This is a genomic window from Allobosea sp. CRIB-10, assembly GCF_900112185.1.
GTDB lineage: Bacteria > Pseudomonadota > Alphaproteobacteria > Rhizobiales > Beijerinckiaceae > Allobosea.
Genome location: NZ_FOKP01000013.1, coordinates 114,221 through 135,100 on the forward strand (window position 1 = coordinate 114,221; position 20,880 = coordinate 135,100).

The 20,880-nt window shown below is 68.2% G+C and carries 15 protein-coding genes; 7 read left to right on the forward strand and 8 right to left on the reverse strand.

Annotated features, from left to right (window positions below; all coding sequences use genetic code 11):
• Positions 1-22: 22 nt before the first annotated feature.
• From BMZ69_RS17290 to BMZ69_RS17305, 4 genes are all read left to right on the forward strand, one after another.
• The gene (locus BMZ69_RS17290) at positions 23-1,183 is read left to right on the forward strand and encodes an amidohydrolase (RefSeq protein WP_092158777.1); all 1,161 of its coding nucleotides are present in this window, start codon (positions 23-25) and stop codon (positions 1,181-1,183) included.
• Entirely contained in the window at positions 1,180-2,475 is a 1,296-nt protein-coding gene (locus BMZ69_RS17295) for an MFS transporter (protein ID WP_092158779.1), read from the forward strand. Before BMZ69_RS17290 ends, BMZ69_RS17295 begins: the two co-directional genes overlap by 4 nt.
• A gap of 105 nt (positions 2,476-2,580) precedes the next feature.
• The gene (locus BMZ69_RS17300) at positions 2,581-2,952 is read left to right on the forward strand and encodes a MarR family winged helix-turn-helix transcriptional regulator (RefSeq protein ID WP_092158781.1); all 372 of its coding nucleotides are present in this window, start codon (positions 2,581-2,583) and stop codon (positions 2,950-2,952) included.
• Between the two features lie 209 nt (positions 2,953-3,161).
• Positions 3,162-4,049, forward strand: coding sequence for an alpha/beta fold hydrolase (locus BMZ69_RS17305; RefSeq protein WP_092158783.1), 888 nt, complete (start codon positions 3,162-3,164; stop codon positions 4,047-4,049).
• 328 nt (positions 4,050-4,377) lie between these two features.
• Here the strand turns inward: BMZ69_RS17305 and BMZ69_RS17310 are convergent, their stop codons facing one another.
• The 7 genes from BMZ69_RS17310 to BMZ69_RS17340 all read right to left on the reverse strand — a co-directional run bounded on the left by BMZ69_RS17310 (position 4,378) and on the right by BMZ69_RS17340 (position 17,961).
• Positions 4,378-5,394, reverse strand: a complete 1,017-nt coding sequence (locus BMZ69_RS17310; protein WP_092158785.1) for a hypothetical protein — start codon at positions 5,392-5,394, stop codon at positions 4,378-4,380.
• Positions 5,395-5,403: 9 nt separating this feature from the next.
• On the reverse strand, positions 5,404-7,716 hold the full coding sequence (locus BMZ69_RS17315) for an OmpA family protein (protein WP_092158787.1): 2,313 nt from the start codon (positions 7,714-7,716) through the stop codon (positions 5,404-5,406).
• A 211-nt stretch (positions 7,717-7,927) separates the two neighbouring features.
• Complete coding sequence (locus BMZ69_RS17320; RefSeq protein WP_092158789.1) at positions 7,928-9,313, reverse strand: porin; 1,386 nt, start codon at positions 9,311-9,313, stop codon at positions 7,928-7,930.
• Between the two features lie 387 nt (positions 9,314-9,700).
• The gene (locus BMZ69_RS17325; protein ID WP_092158791.1) at positions 9,701-14,020 is read right to left on the reverse strand and encodes a translocation/assembly module TamB domain-containing protein; all 4,320 of its coding nucleotides are present in this window, start codon (positions 14,018-14,020) and stop codon (positions 9,701-9,703) included.
• Complete coding sequence (locus tag BMZ69_RS17330; RefSeq protein WP_348272483.1) at positions 14,020-15,990, reverse strand: autotransporter assembly complex protein TamA; 1,971 nt, start codon at positions 15,988-15,990, stop codon at positions 14,020-14,022. Before BMZ69_RS17330 ends, BMZ69_RS17325 begins: the two co-directional genes overlap by 1 nt.
• Before the next feature lie 217 nt (positions 15,991-16,207).
• Complete coding sequence (locus tag BMZ69_RS17335; protein ID WP_092158795.1) at positions 16,208-16,975, reverse strand: fumarylacetoacetate hydrolase family protein; 768 nt, start codon at positions 16,973-16,975, stop codon at positions 16,208-16,210.
• 101 nt (positions 16,976-17,076) lie between these two features.
• Positions 17,077-17,961: a DMT family transporter gene (locus tag BMZ69_RS17340; RefSeq protein ID WP_092158797.1), complete on the reverse strand. Its 885-nt coding sequence runs from the start codon at positions 17,959-17,961 to the stop codon at positions 17,077-17,079.
• 138 nt (positions 17,962-18,099) lie between these two features.
• Here BMZ69_RS17340 and BMZ69_RS17345 point away from each other — a divergent pair, with 138 nt between their 5' ends.
• The 3 genes from BMZ69_RS17345 to BMZ69_RS17355 all read left to right on the forward strand — a co-directional run bounded on the left by BMZ69_RS17345 (position 18,100) and on the right by BMZ69_RS17355 (position 19,906).
• A complete protein-coding gene (locus BMZ69_RS17345; protein ID WP_092158799.1) occupies positions 18,100-18,957 on the forward strand; it encodes a YihY/virulence factor BrkB family protein in 858 nt (285 codons plus the stop codon).
• 34 nt (positions 18,958-18,991) lie between these two features.
• Positions 18,992-19,447: an aminoglycoside 6'-N-acetyltransferase gene (aac(6'), locus tag BMZ69_RS17350; RefSeq protein WP_092158801.1), complete on the forward strand. Its 456-nt coding sequence runs from the start codon at positions 18,992-18,994 to the stop codon at positions 19,445-19,447.
• Positions 19,448-19,639: 192 nt separating this feature from the next.
• Positions 19,640-19,906 (forward strand): hypothetical protein, encoded by a 267-nt coding sequence (locus tag BMZ69_RS17355; RefSeq protein WP_092158803.1) that lies wholly within the window; start codon positions 19,640-19,642, stop codon positions 19,904-19,906.
• 56 nt (positions 19,907-19,962) lie between these two features.
• Here BMZ69_RS17355 and BMZ69_RS17360 read toward each other — a convergent pair whose 3' ends face one another.
• Entirely contained in the window at positions 19,963-20,838 is an 876-nt protein-coding gene (locus BMZ69_RS17360; RefSeq protein ID WP_175506845.1) for a LytTR family DNA-binding domain-containing protein, read from the reverse strand.
• Positions 20,839-20,880: the final 42 nt, after the last annotated feature.

The window sequence follows — 20,880 nt, forward strand, 5'->3', positions numbered from 1 at the left end:
AACGCACGAGGGAGGAGTTCAGATGCTGCCGGATATCGCCGCGCATGCGCCGACTTTGCAGGCTTGGCGCCGCGACCTTCACGCCCATCCCGAAACCGCCTTCGAGGAAGTCAGGACCTCGGCCTTCGTGGCTGAGACGCTGGCCTCGTTCGGCGTCGCCGTGCATCGCGGCCTCGGCGGCACCGGCCTCGTCGGTGTGATCGAAGGCGCCGCACCCGGCCCGACCATTGGGCTGCGCGCCGACATGGACGCCCTGCCGATGGACGAGGAGACCGGGGCCGACTACCGCTCGACCGCGCCCGGCCGCTTCCATGGCTGCGGCCATGACGGCCACACGGTGATGCTGCTCGGCGCCGCCCGGCATCTCGCCGCCAACCCGCCCAAGCGCGGCAAGGTCCATCTGATCTTCCAGCCGGCCGAGGAGGTCGGGCTCGGCGCCAAGCGCATGATCGAAGACGGGCTGTTCGAGCGTTTCCCCTGCTCGGAGGTCTATGCGCTCCACACCATCCCGCTCTATGCCGAAGGCACCGCCGCGGTCCGCCCGGGCCCGACGCTCGCCGGCATCACCGCCTTCGAGGTCAGGATCGACGGTGTCGGCGGCCATGGCGCCGCGCCGCACACTACGATCGACCCGCTGCAGGTCGCGGCCCGGCTCGCGACCGAGATCTCCTCGATCGTCGGCCGGCATGTCGATCCGCTCGCACCGGCGGTGATCAGCCTCGGGCGGCTCACGGCCGGCACCGCGCCCAACATCATCCCGGCCTCGGCCGAACTCAGCGGCACGATCCGCACTTACGACCCGGCGGTCGAGGCGCTGATCCTCAAGAAACTCGACGCGATCTGCCAGGGCTTTGCGCTGATGTCGGGCTGCACGATCGTTTGCAGCCAGAAGGCGAGCTGCCTGCCCTGCGTCAACGATCCGCGTGCCGCGGCCGCCGCAGCGGCTACCGCCGGCGAGGTGCTCGGCGCCAGCCATGTCCACACCGACATGAAGCCCCTGCCCTTCTCCGACGATTTCGCGCTAATGCTCGACCAGCGGCCGGGCGCCTACATCTTCCTCGGCCAGCCCGGGGCGATGTGCCACCACCCGACCTTCGATTTCGACGACCGTCTGCTGCCGGTCGGCGCCAGCATCCTCGCCCGCATCGCCACACGCCAGACCATGGAAGGGGCGAACGCATGACCGCTGCCGCAATCGATTCCGCCCAGCCGCGCTCGGCCTCGATGGTCCGGCGCGCCGTCATCTCCTCGGTGATCGGCAACGGGCTCGAATGGTACGACTTCCTGGTCTACGGCTTCTTCTCGACGATCATCGCGCAGGTCTTCTTCCCCAGCTCGGACCCGCTGGTCTCGGCGCTGCTGACGGCGGCGACCTTCGCGATCTCCTTCCTGGTGCGGCCGGTCGGCGGCGTGCTGCTCTCGACCTATGCCGACCGCTTCGGCCGCAAGCCGATCCTGACGGTGATGATCCTGATCATGGGATTCTCGACCGTGCTGATCGGGCTGACGCCGAGCTATCAGACGATCGGCGTCTTGGCGCCGATCCTGATCATCGTCGCGCGCATCCTGCAGGGCATCTCGGTCGGCGCCGAATTCGCCAGCGCGACCGCGATGCTGGTCGAATATGCGCCGCCGCGAAAGAAGATGCTCTATGGCAGCTTCCAGATGTGCTCGCAGGCGCTGGCGCTCGCGCTCGCGGCCTTCTCCGGCTACGCGCTCTCGACGCTGATGACGCCCGAATCGCTGCAGGACTGGGGCTGGCGCATTCCCTTCCTGCTGGGATCGCTGATCACGCCGCTCGGCTTTTATATCCGCCGCTTCGTCGATGAATCGCCGGAATACGAGAAGGATAGCGGCCCCAAGGTCAAGCAGACCCCGTTCCGGACGGTTCTGGCCGAGCATCGCAACGCCCTGCTGCGCAGCTGCGGCATCATGATCCCCGGCACCGCCTCGAACTATGTCTGGTTCATCTTCCTGCCGGGCTATGTGGTACGGCAACTGAAGCTGCCATTCACCAGCGCGATGCTGAGCTCGCTGATCGGCGGCATTCTGCTCTTCATCTTCGTGCCGATCATGGGCCAGCTCGCCGATCGCTGGAGCCCGCGCCGCGTCTGGCTCTGCGGCGTCCTCGCCTTCGCCTTGCTCTCCTATCCGCTGCTCTCCTATGTCGTGGCGGTACCGAGCTTCGAGCGGCTGCTGATCGTGCAGGCGATCTGCGCTTTGCCGATCGCGGCGATCTGGGCGCCGACGCCGGGGCTGCTCGCCGGGATGTTCCCGACCACCGTCCGCTCGACCGGCATGTCGATCGCCTACAACATGGTGGTGCTGCTGTTCGGCGGGCTCGCGCCCTTCACCCTGACCTGGCTGGTGGCCAAGACCGGCTCGGACCTGATGCCGTCCTACTACCTGCTCGCCTGCACGGGCCTGGCGCTGCTCGCGCTGTGGCAGGCCGATCGCGGCGAGGCCCGGCGTTGAGCTGGAGCTGCGAAGTCGGGTAGGACGATCCTCACCACGAGAAGGAGGCTCGACCTGCCCGAAGCGTTCCTGACCTTCCGAATCGATCAGGTCAATCAGACCGCGATGGCGCGCGCCTCGCGGGTCTATAAGGAGAAGCTCGGTCTGAACATCCGCGAACTGCGCGTGATCAGGACGATCGGCGACCGGCCCGGCCTGTCGTCCAAGACGCTGTCCGAGGCGAGCTTCATCGAGCAGACACTGGTCTCCAAGCATCTGCGCAAGCTCATCGCCGAGGGCTATATCCGTCGCGACCTCGAAAGTGACGATGCGCGGCGGGTGGCGCTGCGCCTGACGGCGACGGGCGAGGCCGTCAGGCGCGAGGCCGACCGGCTCGGCGAAGTGATGGAGCGCGACTTCCTCTCCGCGCTGACGTCGGAGGAACTGGAAGTCTTCAACCGCTGCATCACCAAGCTGAAGAGCTGGGGAGCGTCGTAGCTTCCGTCATGACATTCTAAGCCCTCATCCGAGGAGCCGCGCAGCGGCGTCTCGAAGGATGCTCCAGGAGGTTCCAGAGACATCTGGAGCATCCTTCGAGACGCGATCTGCGATCGCTCCTGAGGATGAGGGCTGAGGGAAACCCGCCTTCCGCCTACCGCATCGCCATGGTTAGGTGCAAAGGGCCTGCCCTAGCCTCCGAGTCCTCCATGAATTCCGATACCGGTTTCCGCCCCCTCTTCATCAGCGCCCGCGACGGGCTGAAGCTGCATGTCCGTGAATACGGGCCGCAGGCGGCCGCGGTGCTACCGATCATCTGCCTCGCCGGCCTGGCGCGCACCTCTGCCGATTTCCACGAGCTCGCGCTCGCCCTAGCCGAGGACGGGCCGCGGCGGGTGCTGGCGCTCGACTATCGCGGCCGCGGCCGTTCCGACTACGCCAAGGACTGGCACGACTACGATATCCGCGTCGAGCTCGACGATCTCATGCAAGTGCTCGCGGCTACCGGCGTCGAGGAAGCCGTGTTCGTCGGCACCTCACGCGGCGGGCTCCTGACCATGGCGCTGGCGGCGGCACGCCCCGGAGCGATCCGCGGCGCCGTCCTCAATGATGTCGGCCCGGTGATCGATGCGCGCGGCCTGCTGCGCATCCGCGGCTATGTCGGAAAGCTGCCGACCCCGCGCAGCTTCGCCGAGGGCGCCGAGATCCTGAAACGACTCTCGGACCAGCAATTCCCGCTCTTCGGCGGGGCCGAATGGGAGATGATGGCGCGCCGGACCTGGACCGAGCGCAACGGCGCGCTGGTGCCGGACTATGATCCGCGCCTGCTGAAGACGCTGGAGGAGCTCGATCTCGAAGCCCCGCTGCCCGAGCTCTGGCCCTATTTCGCCGCGCTGAACCATGTCCCGGTGCTGGCGATCCGAGGCGAGAACTCCGATTTGCTGGCCGAGAAGACGCTGGAGGAGATGGGGCAGCGCCATCCGCGCTGCGAGACCTTCACCGCGCCGGGCCAGGGCCATGCGCCCCTGCTCGGCAGCAAAGACATGGTCCGCCGCATCAGCCGGCTGATCGCGAAGGCGGAGAAGCAGGCGGCTTAGAGCATTTTCGAGCGAAGTGGATACCGGTTCGCGTGAAGAAAATGCGATAAAACAAAGGTCTAGAGCATTTCCGTAATTCGGAGAAACACGGAAATGCTCTATAACATCGGACCGAAAAGTGGAATCCACTTTTCGGAAGAATCCGATGCGATAACAATGTGATCGATCATCTTTATCGCGTCCGATCGGACGCGCGATGATCTAGCGGCTTCGTCCTTGTTCTCCGTCATGCTCGCCCTTGTGGCGAGCATCCACGTCTTGGACACCGGTCTCGACCGGCAGAGCGAAGATGTGGATGGTCGGGACAAGCCCGACCATGACGCGCAACTCAGCGCTTCTTCTTGCGGCGCTTCGCCTTCATCGCACGCGAGTGCTCGGTCTCGCCGCCACCCGCGAGGATTTTCGCCTCGGCCTGCCATTGCTCGGCGACATCGCGGCCCGGGAAGCCGGTGTGGTGGGCAAGGAAGCGCAATTCGTCCGGCCCCAGCGCAACGATCTGATCGAAATGCCAGATGCCGAGGCCGTTCAGCGTCTCGGCGATCGCCGGGCCGACACCGTCGATCAGGCCGAGATCGTCCGGCTTGCCGCCGCGCGCGCCCGGCAGGAGATTGCCCGGCCGCTTGCCTTCGAGCGCCGCGCCGGAGAGCCGAACCGTCGCCTCCGGCTCGACCGTCGTCGCGGTCCGCGCCAGCGCGGCCGCCTGCGCCACCCAATCCTCGCGCTCGATCCGGCCCGGAAAGGCGAGATAAGTGCCGACCCATCGAACGTTTTCGGGCGTCCAGGCGGCGATCTGGCTGAAATGCCAGATGCCGAGCGCCTGCAGGCGCTCCTCGTTCTGCCGGCCGATGCCCTTGATCAGCTTGAGATCGTCGGCCTGCCCGCCGCGAGCGATCGCAAAGCCGGACGGGCGCTTGCCGGCGATGGCATCCTCACCCTCGACCTTCGGCATCGCTGCCGGCTCGGCGGGGGCCGTCCCGACAACGCTTTCCCGCGCGGTCGGCCCAGGCAGAGCCGGAGCAGGCTGGGGCAAGGCGAGGCGCGGCGACGGCGGCGCGAGTGCCGGCAGAACCTCGCCGGCCCGGCCAGCGAACAGCCCGCCGATCAGGCAGCCGGCGGCATAGGCCAGCAGATAGAGCAGCGCCGTCTCGATCCAGAACGCCGGCTGATCGTTGACGAGCCGGAACCAGACCGGTGCCGCCAAGGCAGTCCAGAGGACGGCGAGACTCGCCATCGGCCCGGCGGCAGCGCCGCGCCGGCCGGCACCGAGTGTCAGCCAGCCGAAAACCAGGCCGATGGCGAAAGCGGCGAGGAGGAACCAGGCGAACTGGATCGCAAGATAGAGCATCGCCGCCCCCTATTTCGCCACGGTGAACTGGACGCGGCGGTTCTTCACGCGCGCATCGGGATCGCCATGGGCGACCAGCGGCCGGTCGGTTCCATACCCCCTGACCTCGAGCTGGGCCGGGCCAATGCCGCGGCGGATCAGCTCCTCGCGGACGCGCAGCGCCCGACGGTTCGACAGATCGAGATTATTGAAGCCGCTGCGCTCACCGTCGAGATTGGCATGGCCCTCGATGGTGACGCGCGAGGCCGGGCACTGCTTGAGGATGGCGGCGGCCTCGGTCATCGCGCGCTCGGTCACCGGGTCGAGCGTGACGACCGCCGTGCCCTGGCCGAACATCACATAATAGCGCTGGGTCAGCGCATCGAGCTCGTTCTGGCAGGTGCTCGGCGGATCGATGACGCAGCCGGTCTGGCGCATGCCGATCTCGGCCTTGCCAGCGAAGCCGTCGGGCAGGCCGCTCGCCAGATTGGTCTCGACCTCGTCGCGGATCAGCGCCCGGCAGGTCAGCCCACGCACATTGACCTCGCGATCGACCACGCTGGCCGAGCCCAGATCAAGCCGTAGCAGGTCCTGAACCACCCCGCGCGCCGCCACTCCGAATCCGGTCGGCGCCGCCGGCAGGATCTCGGTTTCGTCGCTGACGCGCCCGCGCAAGGGCGAAGCCTCGATCAAGGCCGCAATCGCGTCCTTGGCCGCAGCATCGGGCAGATAGCCGCCCAGATAGCCACCGGATTTGTCGATCGAAGCGGTGAAACCATAGCTGCGCAGGGCGAGCAGCGGCCGGCCCGAGAGCGAGAGCCCTGCCGGCAGCGCCTTGCCCTTGAGCGCATCCTCCAAAACCTGCCAGCCAGCCTTGTCCGCCGCAGCACCGGTGAGGCTGAGCGCGGAACCGGCCAGCGAGACGCTGCCTTGCGCCATCCTGCCGAGGAGCCCGAGGGCGTAACGGGTCGCCTCACCATAATCGGGGCCGCCGCGCGGCACAGCTTCGACCACAGTCCGATCGACGACCTCGCCGCCGGATAGCGCTGCGCGCGCCGCCTCCAGGACAGCCGCCTTGGCCGCAGCATCGGGCGCGACACCGGACAGGACGATACCGTTTTCGGATTTTTCCGCACGCCATTGCAGCGGCCGCGGCGCTGTGCGTGGCGCAGGCTGCGGCTCGATGGTCGTAGCCGGGCCAGGCGTGACTGGGGCTGGATTGGCCGGTGCCGGCATGCTCGGCGCCGCCGAATCGGCTGGCGGCGCATTGGTCGATGGCGCCGGCGCCGGCTCGCTCTTCGGCGCCGGCGGCTGAGGCGGGCAGGCGATGCTGGCGAGCGCGACGGAATCGGGGCCGTCGCCCTGTGCGATGTTCAACTTCAACGCCTCGCAGGCCTCGTAGCTCTCCGGTCCCTGCCCGGAGATGCGATAGGCGTCGCCCTCGATCTCGGTCTTGCCACTGCGCAGGCGGGCGAGATCGGCGATGGCACGTGTCACCCTGGCCGCGAAGGCTGGCGGCTCGCCGGCCGCCGGCAGCATGCGGTCGCTCACCGCGCCGGCCGCGGGAAAAGCGCGCCCGAGCAGCGCCGTGATCTCGCGGCGCATCGCGTCGGATGGATAGTGGCCGGTGACCGAGACCGATCCGGAGGCATCCTTCTCGGCGCTCCAGCGATAAGGCGCCACCGTTGGCGGGCTGAGCGTGCAATCGACGCGGGTGAAGCCCTGGGGAGCGGCCAAAGAGGCCCTCTCGCGCAGGGATACGAAGCTCTGCGGTGTCGCGGCGGTGCCCTCGACGCAATAGCGGGAATCGTCGAGCGCGACCTTGCCGGCAGAGAGTTGGCCGAGATCGCGCATCAGTAAGCCGGCCAGATCGGCGAAACCGACCGGCGCGCCGAATGCGATCTTCTGCTGATCGTCGATCCGCAGTCCCGGCCCCAGAGCCCGCGCCGCGCCAAGTATCGCCAATGCGGTGGCTTCGTCCGGCACGAAGCCCGCGAGCGTCACGAGCCCCCCCTGCCGTGCCGCCGACCAGCTATAGGGCCTTTGCGCGATGACCTGAGTCAGGCCGCCGAGCACGCGCCGGACGCCGAATTCCGACTGAAGCTGTGCCAGCGCCTTGTTGGCGCCGTCGGACGTGACCGCCTCACCATCGAGATAGACATCGCGGCCGCTGATTCTGACAGATATCCCGCGCGCGCCGGACGCCGCTCCCGCGACCGCGCTTGCCGCAAGCGCCCTCGCCTCGATATCGCGCCTGATCGACTCGGTGTGCAGCACGTTGGCGGACGCCCAGACCAGGGCGACCGGAACGAGCCCCCAGAGCCAACCGGCGTGCCGCACCATGCCGAAAATCCCGTCTTGTCCCAAGGACCGCTAGCGCCGAATCCGGACGCTCGCAACCGCTTGCAATCACGCCCCATCGCGGCCCCAAGTCAAGCAAGGGGCCGATCCGCCATTGCGACAGTCAGATGATGTTTCGACGAGGCAAGGCCCGCAGCAAACGAAAAAAGCCCCGGGTTTCCCCGGGGCTTCTCTTGAACGATCGGACGATCGATCAGAAGTCGCGCTGGATGCGGAGGCGGCCAGCCCAAGCATCGTCGTTCTTGATGCCGACGCCGACGATGCGGTTGCCCGCGTTGTTGACGGCCAGAACGCGCGAGGCGAGCTCAGTGCGGGTGTAGAGCACTTCGACACCGATATCGAGACCCGAAACCGGCGACCAGATCAGGTTACCAGCGACGATGAACTCCTTCGGATCAAGCGGGCGAATCGCAGCGCCAGGAGCGTAGAAACCAGCCGGGGCCAGATAGCCGAGCTTGATTTCCGAGTACGAGCCGTAGAGCTCCGAACGCAGCTGCGGGGTCCAGAAGTGACGCAGACCGGCGACGATCGACCAGCCGGTCGAGCTCTTCGTGTTCCCGAGCACCGACACACCGATGTCGCCGATCAGGAGCTGGTTCGCAGTAGTCGCCGAAGCGAGACGGCCCGGACCGATCTGACCACCCCAGCCGAGATAGCCGAGAGCGCCGTCGGCATAGGCGGCCTGCAGGAACAGGTGATCGCCAGCCGCGAGCATCGGCAGGTTGATCTTCACACCACCCTGGATGGCGAAGCCATACTCGTCGGCGCTGCCCTGCGTCAGGACACCGGCCGCGTTGAAGGTCGAGAGAACCTTGCGCTGGGTGAGAGCACCCGACAGCTGAGCGGAACCCCAGCCCTGATCGACGCGCAGCGAGGCGACGACGTCCGGGAAGTCCTGACCGCCGAGAACCAGACCAGTGCCGGTAAAGCGGCCGAACGCGCCGTTCTCACGGACACCGGTACCGGTGTTGCGATCTTCGAGCGAGATCGTGGCCGAGAAGCCCGAACCGAAGGTGGCGGTGTAGGCCAACAGGTTCAGACGCGAGTCAGCCGTACGCAGCGTCGAGAAGCCGAAGTCGTTCGCGTAGAAGTCGAAGAACGACTGGGCGCGACCAGCGGTGATCGGGCCGAACTGGACGAAGGCCAGATCGAGGTTCGACGCAGTGGTGGCGCCGGTGTTGCGGCCGGTACCCGGGGCGATGACGCCCTGGTTGCCGTTGGTCGTGCCACCGTAGAAGCCCGAGCTGACGGTCAGCTCGTAGCGGAAGAAGGTACGCAGCGTGCCATAGGCGGTCGCGGTGCGGGCGTCGACGTTCAGACGACCGCGCGAGCGGGTGCCGTAAGCGTCCTGGCCGCTGCCGTAGCGGGTGCCGACCGTGTACTCAGCACGGACACGACCACCAACGCGAAGGCAGGTGTCGGTGCCCGGGATGTAGAAGAAGCCCGCGCCATAAGCGGAGCAAACGCGAACGTACTCGACCGGAGCGGCCTTCCGCGAAGGAAGGTCGGCGGCCTGAGCCCCGGCAACCGCGGCGATGCCGGCGGCGGAACCGAGGAGGAGGCTCTTGACGAGCTTCATTTGATTACCTCCAAAAGAGTTTCGAGACCCTCGGGCGTCGGCGCGTTCCAATCCGGTGGCCCCAGGAGACCTGTCCGGCGAACCCGCTTATTCCCGGTCTTTCGCCCGCGTCCCCGAACCGTTCGGAGGCGAAGACGAAAAACAGCGACCGGGAACGTCCCGCCGCACAGTCACCATTACGAATGCCCGGCCTCCGATCAACCACGATCACGCCACAGTCCCCATCCCAGACCCGCTTTGCCCCCCGGTGTTGCAACCGAGCCACGCTTTGACCGGCGAACTTAAGAGAGCGTTAACCGCATAGGGTGGTTTGCGGGCTTCCGGAGCCGTCCGTTCGTCGTCCTGACCGCGAATCTGCGGCGTCATCCCGGCGCTTGAGTCGGGACGTCAGTATTCCCACTCGGCGCCGACACCGACCGCGGCACTGCCGTCGGCATTGGTTTCGGCCTGGAGCTTCAGGCGGCGGGTCACGTCGATGCCGACCGAGACGCCGCTGTCCTCCGGCTTGGCGCCGGCCTTCACCCCGAGGGTGATATTGTCCGAGACCGCGCGGGAGACGCCGACCGTCGGGCCGCCCGGCCCCATCTGCACATCGAGGTTGTCGACGCCGAGCGAGCGGCGGATGCGCTCGAAGACATCGTCGCCGCCGGCGCCCGAGAACTGGGCCGCGGTCTGCGCGAGCTGCAGCGCCTGGAAAGGAGAGAGCGAGCCGGACGCACGGGCGAAGAGCAGGCGCGAGAGCACCTCGTCCGGCGGCAGCTCGGGAGAGGAGGTGAAGGTGAACTCAGGCGCAGAAGCCTCGCCGGACACGATGATCCGCGCGGTGACATCGGCGGCGCGGGTCTCGGCGACGAAGTCGAGCGTCGGAATGACACCGCCGGAGAAGGTGATGCGGCCCTTGCTGAAGTCGAGGCGCTGGCTGGCGAGATTGAGGCGTCCGCGCCGGAGCTCGAAGCCACCGGACAGCGCCGGCGCAGCCGAGGTGCCGCCGACGCGCAGGTCGCCGCCAAGCTCGGCATCGATTCCCCGTCCCCGGATGAAGACGCGGCCCGGCGCCGAGACGGTGATGTCGAGCACGGCATCGAAGGCCGGCGCGCGGGCTCCCTTGCGATTCGCGACGGCGCGCGCCCGGCGCTCGGCGGCAAGGCGGGCGGCCGCCTGGCCCTTGGCGTTGACATGGCGGATGCCATCGACCGGCCGCGAGCTCGACGGCAGGCGATCCGGCACCGAGACCTCGATGGTGACGACATTGACGCGTCCGGCGATGCGCGGCCGCTGCGCCAGCGGGCCGGCGAGGTCGAGGTTGAGATCGGTGACCACACGGACCAGCCCGCTGTCGACGAGCTGGGCGCGCTTGCCCTCGATGCGAATCGTGCCGGGGAAGCCGGCCTGCGGATCGAGCTTCACGTTGCCACGAGCCGAAAGCGTGCCGTTGCCGGGCGTCTGCGCGGCGAAGCGCTCGATGACGAGTTCTGGCCCGTTGGCCGCGACGCGCGCCTCGATGCCGGTCAGCTTCACGCCCTGGAGCGCGTCGCTGAAGCTGCCGCCGGACAGTGTCGCGCCGCCGGAGAGGCGCGGCGCGGCAAGCGTACCGCCGGCACGCAGGTCGAGCGCAAGCTGGCCGGTCAAGCGTCGGCCGTCGGCTGCGAGCTGGGCGTTGGCGAGCTGAGCGTCGGCTTTTCCCTGTATCGAGAGGTCGAGCGCGCCGTCGCCGCCGAGCGGCGCCCTGCCCTTGGCCGTCAGGCTGACGAAGCGGCCGGCATTCAGGCTGGCGTCGAGGCTGGTGTGGCGGCCATCGAGCGCGCCCTGCCCCGTGATCTCGATCGGCGGCAGACCGGCGGAGCGGGTCTGCGGCGCGACGAGGCGGGCGATACGCAGGCGCCAGGGACCGGTCGGCGCCTCGGGCGTGCCCTTGATCGTCGCCTCGGCATCAAGCGTGCCTGAAAGGTCAAGAGTAGGCGAAGCGAGGCGAACGGCCGAGAGCGGCACGTTCTGCGCGGCAAAGCGCAGGTCGAGTGCCTTGCCGGCCTCGCCGTCGAGCGTGATCCGGCCACCGTCGAGCGCGATGGCGAGATCGCGGATCGCGACGCCACCATCGATCGCGGTGAAGCTCGCGGGCTTGGCCAGCGCGATGCGGCGGCCGTCGCGGGTCGCGGTGAAGCTGGCGAGATCGAAACGCAAGGGATCGGCGACAGAGAGCCGGCCCTTCGAGGCGAGCGAGAAACCGCGCGCCGTGGCGTCGAGGCTGATGTCGCTGACGTCGGCGGCGCCCTTGGAGACGAGGCGGATCGCGCTCACCGGCTCGCCGGCGATGACGGCGCGGTCGACCTGCACGTTGCCATTGATCAGCGGCTTGCGCAGCGCATCGACGATGGCGACATCGGCATCGAGCCGATCGAGCGAAAGGCTCGGCGCGACAAGCTTCTGCGCGCTGGCCTTCAGATTCAGATTCTGGCCGCCGGTCGGGCGCGCCAGCGTCACGTCGGCTTCGATCCGGCCGCCAAGCTTGGCGAGCGCCAGCGCCGAGAGATCGTCGAGATTGCGGGCTGCGAGCTTGAGATTGCCCTCGGCCAGATTGGAGGCGTCGAGATCGAGCGCGCCGTTCAGCGTGACCGAGCCAATGGCAATGTCGAGCTGTGGCAGCGCCCAGCCGCCGGGGTCGCGCTTGGCAAAGCGCAGGGCGCCGCTCGCTGGCCGACCGTCGACCTCGCCAGAGAGCGTGGCGTCACCGGAGAGTGCGCCCTGCAGATCGCGCAGGCTGGCGTCGAGCGCGAGGCGCGGCACCGGCCGGCCGAGCGCGGTCGCGTTGGTGATGCCCGCCTTCAGCGTCGCGTCGAGCTTGTCGAGCGGGCCGGTCAGCGTCGCGTCGAATGCGCCCTGCCCTGAGAGTTTCGGATCGGCCCGGCGCAGATCGGGAATCGCGATGTTGGCCTTCAGGCTCGAGCCCTGGGCGCCGAGCGCGCCGTCGGCCGTGGCCGCGACATGGGTTCCGGCGATTCGCAGGCCGTTGACGACGAGGCCGCCGCTGCCGGGCACTCTGATCTCGCCGCCGAGCGAAAGCTTGCCGGCGAGCAGGCGGTCGAGCGCCTCCTGGCCGAGCGTCAGCGACTCGGCGCCGCCATCGAGCTTGACGGCGTAGAGCCGCTTCTTCGGCTCGGCGTCGACATTGGCGGCGACCGTGGCGGAACCCTTGAGCGGGCGGCCGGCGAGCGTGCTGAGCCGGGAAAGATCCGGCAGCCGCGCCTCGACCTTGCCGAGGATGCGAGCCGGCCCAAGCTGACCGGCATAGCCGAGCTCGGCACCGCCGAAGGCTAGCTTCAGCGTCTCGAACATGCCGCCGCCTTCGGAGGCCGTGCCGCGCAAGGTGAAGCGCAGGCGATCGCCGATGAAGCGGGCGAGCCCGGGTTCGGCGAGCGCGACGCCCGAGGCCTCGCCGTCCGAGACGAGCACGGTGCGCGTCGCCGGATCGTTCAGCGCGCCGGTCGGTGTCGCGGTGAAGCTGAAATCGAGCTTGGCGAGCTTGCCGGCCGGAACGCTCGCGCCTTCCACCTGCAGGCTGGCATTGACGCGTGGGCCGGCGGCCGGGCCGCGGATCGTCGCGTCGAAAGCGAGCTTGGCGATCTCGGCGCCGGAAGTGACGGTACGACCTTCCGCATTGGGACGGGCGGCGGCGGTGATCTTGAAGTCGAGATTCTTGTCGGCGCTGTAGACGCCATTCACGTCGAGCTGGGCCAGGGCCGAGACCAGCGCCATCTGGTCGACCGAGACGGCGCCGCTATCGGCCAAGCCGACCGTGCCGTCGAGCCGGGTCGAACCCTCGAAGACCGGCGCGACCGGCGGCGGCATCAGGCCGGCGATGCGCGAATCGAGCGCGAGCAGGAGCCGCCTGCCAGCTCCCTGGCGGCTGAGGTCGGCAGTGCCGTTGGCGCCGATGGTCGGGCCGGCGGTGAAGGCGAGCGTCGCCCGGAAACGGTCGAGCGGGCCGTCGCCGGTGAGGTCGAGCTTGACCGGCGGCCGGTCCGGCAGGTCGGCGATGGTCGAGATCAGGCCCCCCGCCGGCTCGTCGAGCTTGACCGCGAGCTGGAGCTGCGTCGTCTGCGGCACGAAGCGCAGGGTGACGTCGAGCATGCCGCCCATGTCGAGCCGGCGCCCTGCGAGCCGGAAGTCGAGGCCTTCGTTCGGCGGGCCGAGGCGGGCAGCGCCTGTCGCCGACAGCCTGGCCGGCGCGCCGATCACGGTCGGGCCGAGCGCGAGCTCACCCAGCTGGAAGGTCTCGACGATCACCTTCAGCGGCAACTCAGGGAGAATCGGAGAATTGTCGGCCGGGGGCGGCGCAGCCGGATCGGGCAGCGGCTTGCGCAGGATTTCGAGCTTGCCAATCTCGAGCCGGTTGACCTCGAGCCGGCGCAGCAGCAGGGCCGAGCGGGTCCAGATCAGCCGGGCGCGATCGAGCCGGAGCCAGGGGCCGTCGCGATCGGAGATGACGATGTCGCGGATCGACGCGTCCGAAGACAGCGCGCCGTCGACCGCGCCGATCGAGACCTGGCTGCCATCGGTGGACAGCGCTTTGGAAATCAGGTCGGCCAGGACGCCGCGCTCGCCTGCGTTCTGGGCGAAACCGCCGAGGCCGGTGACGAGGACCAGCGCGGCGGCGATGACAAGTGCCGCGAGCCCGGCGAGCCATCGCGAGATGCGGAGCGCGCCCATCAGAAGGCCTGCCCGATGCTGATATAGAGCGCGACGGGCTTGTCACCCTTGCGCGGGTTGAGCGGAGCGGCGACGTCGAGCCGGATCGGCCCGATCGGCGTGTAATAGCGCAGGCCGAGGCCCGCCGCGTATTGCATCTTCTCCTTGAAGTTCGGGAACTGCGATTCGAAAGCCATGCCGGCGTCGAAGAAGGGCACGATGCCGATCGTGTTGGTGATCTTGATGCGCGCCTCGACCGAGGCCTCGAACAGGCTGCGCCCGCCGGTCAGGTGATTGAGCGGGCCAAGCGGCGAGAGCGTGCGATAGGGATAGCCGCGCACCGAGCCGCCGCCGCCGGCATAGAAGCGCCGCGTTGCCGGGACCTCGTCCAGATCGGCGCCGGCGATCGAGCCCAGCCCGATCCGTCCGGCCAGGACGTAGCGGGCGTCCTCGTCGAGAGCGTAGTAGCCGGAGACCGAGAACTTGCTCTGGATGAACGGCGCGTCATTGTCGCCGAAAGCGGCATAGGGCGTGACCGAGGCGGCGAGCCTGATGCCGCGGGTCGGGTCGAGCTGGCTGTCGGTCGAATCATAGCGCAGCGAGAGCGGCACGCCGACCAGCATGTAGTCGACCTGGCCGAGCACGTCGCTGGTCTGGCCGCGCTCGGCCTCGAGGCCGGCCTGGATCGAGAAGACGTCGCTGAAACGATGGCGGATCGCCGCAGTGACATTGGCGTAGCGGGCGGTGTAGCCGCCATAGCGGTTGGTGCCGACGCGCTCGCGCACAGCGGAAGCGTCGATCAGCAGGTCGTTGCGGCTGCCACCGAGCGCCGGCTTCAGGAAGCTCGCCGAGAAGCGCGCGCCGAGATCGCTGCGCTCGAAATCGCCGAAGCGCTGGATCTTGGTGCCGTCGATGCGCGGCGCGAAGAAGACCGAGGCCTCCAGGCGCAGCCGCTCGGCGCCGCCGAACAGATTGCGGTGCTCCCAGTAGGTCTTCACCGCTGGACCGTCGATCGTCGAATAGCGGGCGGAGAAGCCGAGCAGGCGCTTGGGCCGTTCGTTGACCTCGACGAAGATCGGCAGGTTGCCTGCCTGGTCGAGACTCGTGCCCTCGCGGATGCGCACCGAGCCGACCGCGGGGATCGTCGCGATCGACTTGCGGGTGTCCGTTAGCGCCTTCGGCGAATAGGGCTCGCCCGGCTCCAGATAAATGAAGGAGCGGATCACCTCGGGCGGGATGTCGCCGGTCTCGGTGACCGAGACGTCGCCGAAACCGGCAACGGGGCCGGGATCGACGACCAGCGCCACATCCATCGTCTTTGCCGCATGATCGACGACGGGGCGCACCTCGACGACGCGGGCGAGCGGGCGGGACTTGCCGCGCCAGTAGTCGACCAGGGCGGCCTGCGCCGCCCGGATCGAGGCCGAGGTCGCGGGCGCGCCGGGCACGAGGCCGGAAACCTTGCCGGGATCGGTAATCACCGCCGTGGGGTCGCGGCGGGCGCCCGGCACGATCTCGACATTGCGCAGCGAGAACAGCGGGCCGGGATCGACCGTGACCACGATCGGCGCCGGGGCGCGGTTGCGATAGCGCTCGGCCGTATGCGCGAGCCCAGCCGGCGGTTCGCCGGCCTGGGTCACCGCGACGCCGTCGACCGCGATCGCGACCTGCGCGTTGAAATAGCCCTGCGCCCAGAGCGCGTCGATCAGCGGGTTGATGTCGGCGGCTGCGCGGCGGGCCAAGGTCTCGCCGTCCGGCGGCGCGTCCTCGCGCAGGCGATAGAGCAGCGATGCGTCCTGCAGGCTGCGCTTCAGCGCGCTGGCATCGGGCACGTCGCCGAGCTCGAACTTCAATTCATAGGGCAGCGTCGTCGGGCTGATCGGCGGCGGCTTGTCCTTGCTGCCGAAGAGATTGAAGACGTCGAGCGACGACAGGTCGAAGGCGCGGGCCGGCGAAATCTCACCGGCAAGCATCGCCGCGAAAGCAACCAAGCCTCCGCCGGCAATGCCGATCCTGCCCCTTCGCCATGACCGCATCAAACCTCCAACGCAACCCAACTAGAACGCAGCGAATGCGTTGATTTTGTGATCGCGCCTCCAGTTGATCACAATTCGACGCTCGAAATGAACGCACCATCAACCGAAAACCTGAACGAATCGTTGGCCATCCGGACTTCGCCGAATGGCCGAAATCAGCGCGCAGCCCGGCTCAATCGCCATGCTCCGCCAGGGCAAAGGAGATCGCCGTCACCGGATCGAGCCGAGCGATCACCGGCCCGACCGTCGGAGCAAGCACGCCGCCGCAGAGGCTGCCGGTGGTGATGATCTGGCCGGCCTTGAGCGGGCCGAGCGGCCCCTCGACCGAGCGGTTCGCCCAGGCGAGCGCCGTGACCAGCGGATCGCCATTGGCATGCAGGGCCTGGCGGTCATAGAGCACGTCGCCGTCGAGCTCGACCGTGCAATTCAGGGCCGAGACGTCGTCGAAGATGCTGAAGGGAACCTCGGGGCCGATGAGATAGCCGCCATGGCCCATCGCATCGGCGAGCCAGAGCGGGAACGGCACATTGGTCCAGTCGGCGATGCGGCTCTCGACGATCTCGATGCCGACGAGCGCGGCGTCGCAATGATCGATCAGTTCCTCGCGGGTATAGGGCTGGCCCGGCCGCAGCGGCATGTCGCGGCCAAGCCGGATCGCAAGCTCGATCTCGACGCGCAGCTCGGCGCCGTGCACGCCGCGATAGGTGTCGCCGGATTTGAGCCAGGGCCCGGGCATCAGGCCGGCCATCGGCCGGCCGCCCTCGCCGAGCGAGACCTTCCAGCCGGCGAGCGGATAGCCCATGCCCTGGTTGACCTCGGCCTGCGCGGCGAAGCCGGCATCGACATCGGCGGGGACCGGCAAGGTCGCGATGTCGACCAGCTTGTGGCCGCGGCGGGCGGCGATGAAGGCGCCAGCAGGAGTCTCGGTCGTCACAGCCATGGTCGTCTCGTCCCCGTCGTCAGCGTGGCGGAACCGCGCCGCCTGATCCTCTCTGGCTACAGCATCGACCAGCTTCCGGGAACCCGCAGATCGCGCGACAGCTACTTCCGGCTGGCGAGGACGACGCCGAGCACGGCGACCACCATGCCGGCGAGCTGGATCGGCGTCAGCGTCTCGCCGAAGAGAATCCAGGCCTCGACAGCGACCGCCGGCGGCACGAGATAGAGGAAGGTCGCGATGCGCGAGACCTGGCCGCGGCGGATCATCACGAGATAGAGCCCGATGCCGCCGAGCGAGAGCGCCAGCACCGACCAAGCCAGCACCAGGCCCATGGTCAGGTTCCACTCGATCCGCATCGGCTCGAGCAGGTAGGCGAAGGGCAGCGTGAACAGGAAGGCGGCGATGTACTGCACCGCCGTCACCGTGCGCAGGTCACCCTCGACGATGCGGGCCTTCTGCCAGAACGAGCCCAAGGTGACGGCGAACATGCCGATCACGTTGACGATCACCGGCAGCGCCACGGCCCGCAGCACCTCGGGCGGAACCCCGACCAGCTTCGGTTCCAGCACCAGCGCGATGCCGACGAAGCCGAAGACGATCCCGAGCCAGCGGATCGGCGAGATGCGCTCGCGCACCAGCAAGGGGGCGAACAGGGCGGTCAGGACCGGCTGCAGGCCGGCGATCAGACCGGAGACACCCGCCGGCAGCCCGTGGCGCACCGCCCACCAGACGCCGCCGAGATAGATGGCGTGCAGCAGGATGCCGGCAACGATGCAATCGAAGAGAGCACGTCGCGTCTTCGGCCAGGGGGCGCCGAGCACAATCGCGAGGATGGCGAGCGCCAGGCCGGCACAGCCGAAGCGGACCGAAAGGAAAGTCAGAGCGTCCGAATAGCGCGCCGAATAGCCGGCGACGATCCAGCCGCTCGACCAGAGGAAGACGAAGAGCGCCGGCGACAGGCGCAGAAAGAGCGGAGAATCGAACATGGCGGCAGCCTCGTCCGGGCGCTGATAGGCTAGAAAACGACGATTGTCGCTGCATGGGGACGCCGTGGCGGCATGTTCCGCGCACTTGCCACCGTCACGACGAACCACCAAAGATCGAGCCGGCCGCCCGAGACCCGCATGTCGCTACGTTCCGTCCCCGCCCTCGCCTTCGAGCGCTTCATCGCCCATGACGGCTGGGCGATCGCCAGCCACATCGCGCTTTCTGTGCTGATGTCGTTGTTCCCCTTCCTGATCCTCGTCACCGCGCTCGGCGGCTTTTTCGGCTCGCAGGCCGCGGCCGACGAGGCCGCGCAATTGCTGCTCGAAGCCTGGCCGCGCGAGGTCGCCGAGCCGATCGCGCGCGAGGTCCGCTCGGTGCTGACCGCGGTGCGCAAGGACGCGCTGACGCTCGGCGCGATCCTGGCGCTCTACTTCTCCTCTTCCGGGGTCGAGGCCGTCAGAGTCGGGCTCAACCGCGCCTACGAAGCCTATGAATGGCGCTCATGGTGGCGCACCCGGCTGGAATCGATCGTCTATGTCGTCGGTGGCGCGGTGTTCATGCTCGCCTTCTCGCTCCTGGTCGTGCTCGGCCCGCTGCTCTGGCGCGGCATCGTCGGCTTCGCGCCGGCGCTCGCCCCGCTCGGCTTCCTGCTCGCCTTCCTGCGCATCGCGGGCGCGACCGTGCTGGTGGTGCTGGCGCTCAGCGTCGCGCACAAGCTGCTGCCGGCCCGCGCCCCGCATATCCGGGCGATGTGGCCGGGCATATTGATGACGCTGGTGGTCTGGCTGATCGGCGGCGTCGGCTTCGGCTGGTATCTCGATTCGTTCGCCGGCGCCTATGTCACCACCTATGCCGGCCTCGCCACGGCGATGATCGCGCTCGTCTTCCTCTACTGGCTGGCGGCGATCTTCCTGTACGGGGCCGAGCTCAACGCCGCCATCGCGCTGGTCAGAGCGCCGGAGAAGTCGACCGGCGACGTGCTGAGCTCGCTTTGAGCGGTCCGAATCACCTTCACATGGACGATTCTCGATGACGATCGAGCCCCGCACCGAAGCCGTGCTGGAAGACTGGCTCGAGCTGCGTCGTTCGCTCTGGCCGGAGCCGTCGGCCGGGAGCCATCGCGTTGATATCCGCGACTTGCTCGACAGATCCGACAGCGTCGCCTTCCTGGCCCGCGATGACGATGGCCGCGCCATCGGCCTTGCCGAGGCCGCCTTGCGCCACGACTACGTCAATGGCTGCGAGACCTCCCCGGTCGGCTTCCTCGAAGGCATCTATGTCGTATCGGACCAGCGCTCACGCGGCGTGGCGCGGGCACTCTGCGCCGCAGTGGAAGCCTGGGCGCGGGCTAGCGGCTGCAGCGAGCTCGCCTCCGATACCGGCCTGACGAACACCGCCTCGCAAAGAGCCCATGCCGCCATGGGCTTCGAGGAGACCGAGCGTGTCATCTACTATCGCAAGCGCCTTCGGAAGGCCTGGCGCTGACGCCCACCGGACGCCTGTCGGGGTTCGGCTCAATTATGAACCGCTGTCCATCGTTGCCAGGGCAGAGCGTTATAACGGGCAAAATCGCCCTTGCCTGTGAACCGTCGTTCGAACGCCTCATTTGACGACACCGATCCAGGTGCAGCCTATCGCGGAGCCGCCGGGCGAGGCGGTCACCGATGAGGCTCCATCATGGGATTCAAGCTTTCGACCCTGCTTCTCGCGGGTTGCGTTCTCACGAGCGCCGCTGCCTTCGCGCAGAGCGCCGACGACAAGAAATGGATCGACCAGTGCCTGAGCGACAACAAGGAGGCGAAGGTCACGGCCAGCGTCGTCAATAGCTATTGCACCTGCATGAACGGCAAGATGGGCGACAATGAAAGCCGCTCGATCACGCAGTGGGAGAAGGACAATCCGGGCGCTCGAAAAGCCTGCGAGCAGGAAGCTGGCTGGAACTGAGCAGCCCCCTGTTGCGGCGGCCACATGACTTGCGGCCGCCATGAGCACAAAAGCGGTCAAGGCCTGAGCGCGGCGAGGCTCTCGCGATAGCGGCGGCTACCGGCGAAGCTCTCGCCTGTATCCGTCTCGACATCGAAATCGCCTGAGGGTTTGCCGGCGATGCGCCGAATGCGGCGCTGATTGACCAACCTCGTCCGGTGGATTCGAGCGAAGCCGAGCGGCCGCAGGCGTTCCTCCTCGGCCTGTAGGGTAGCGCGGATCAGATGCCGCTTGCCGCCCGCCAGACAGTACTCGACATAGTTTCCGGCGGAGACGACGGCGACGATCTCATTTGGTTCGAGGCGCAGATTGACCGTCCCGTCGCGCAACCAGAAGCCCGAAGGCGCAACGGCAGTCGAGAGTGTCGCTTGCGGCTGCGGGCGCCTACGCCAGAATTCGAACAGCCAGAACAGGGCGGCGAGCAGCAGATAGACGAGGACATCCTTGCGCAACTCGTAGAGCAGGTTGCCGCTGGAGAAGCCGAAGCTGTAGTCGCCGGCGCCGGCGGCCCAGTAGCCGAGCTTGCGCAGCAGGACCATGCCGGCGACATGGAGTGTCGAGAAGGCGATGATCGCCCCGGCATGCAGCACCGCGAGCAGCCATGGCCGATTCGCCAGCACCACCGAGGCCAGCACCAGCCGGCGGATCAAAGGTGCCAGCGCCAGGACCACGACGCCGCTCGACGCCTCCCAGAGCAAGGGCTGCCAGAGCGGCACGACGCGGCCGACGCGGGCAAGGTCGTGCAGGGTCGAGAATGCGTTGACGAGACAGGTCAGGGCGGTGCCGAGCACGATCGCCAGATAGGGCAGCCAGCCCGGCAGACGACCAGCGCCGCCATTCGTCACGGCCGCACCGCCGCTCGTCCCGGCCCGCTGGCTTTCGTCACGCAGCATCGGCTGCTCGTCCCGCACCGTCTCGACCTTTGCGCAGGCATA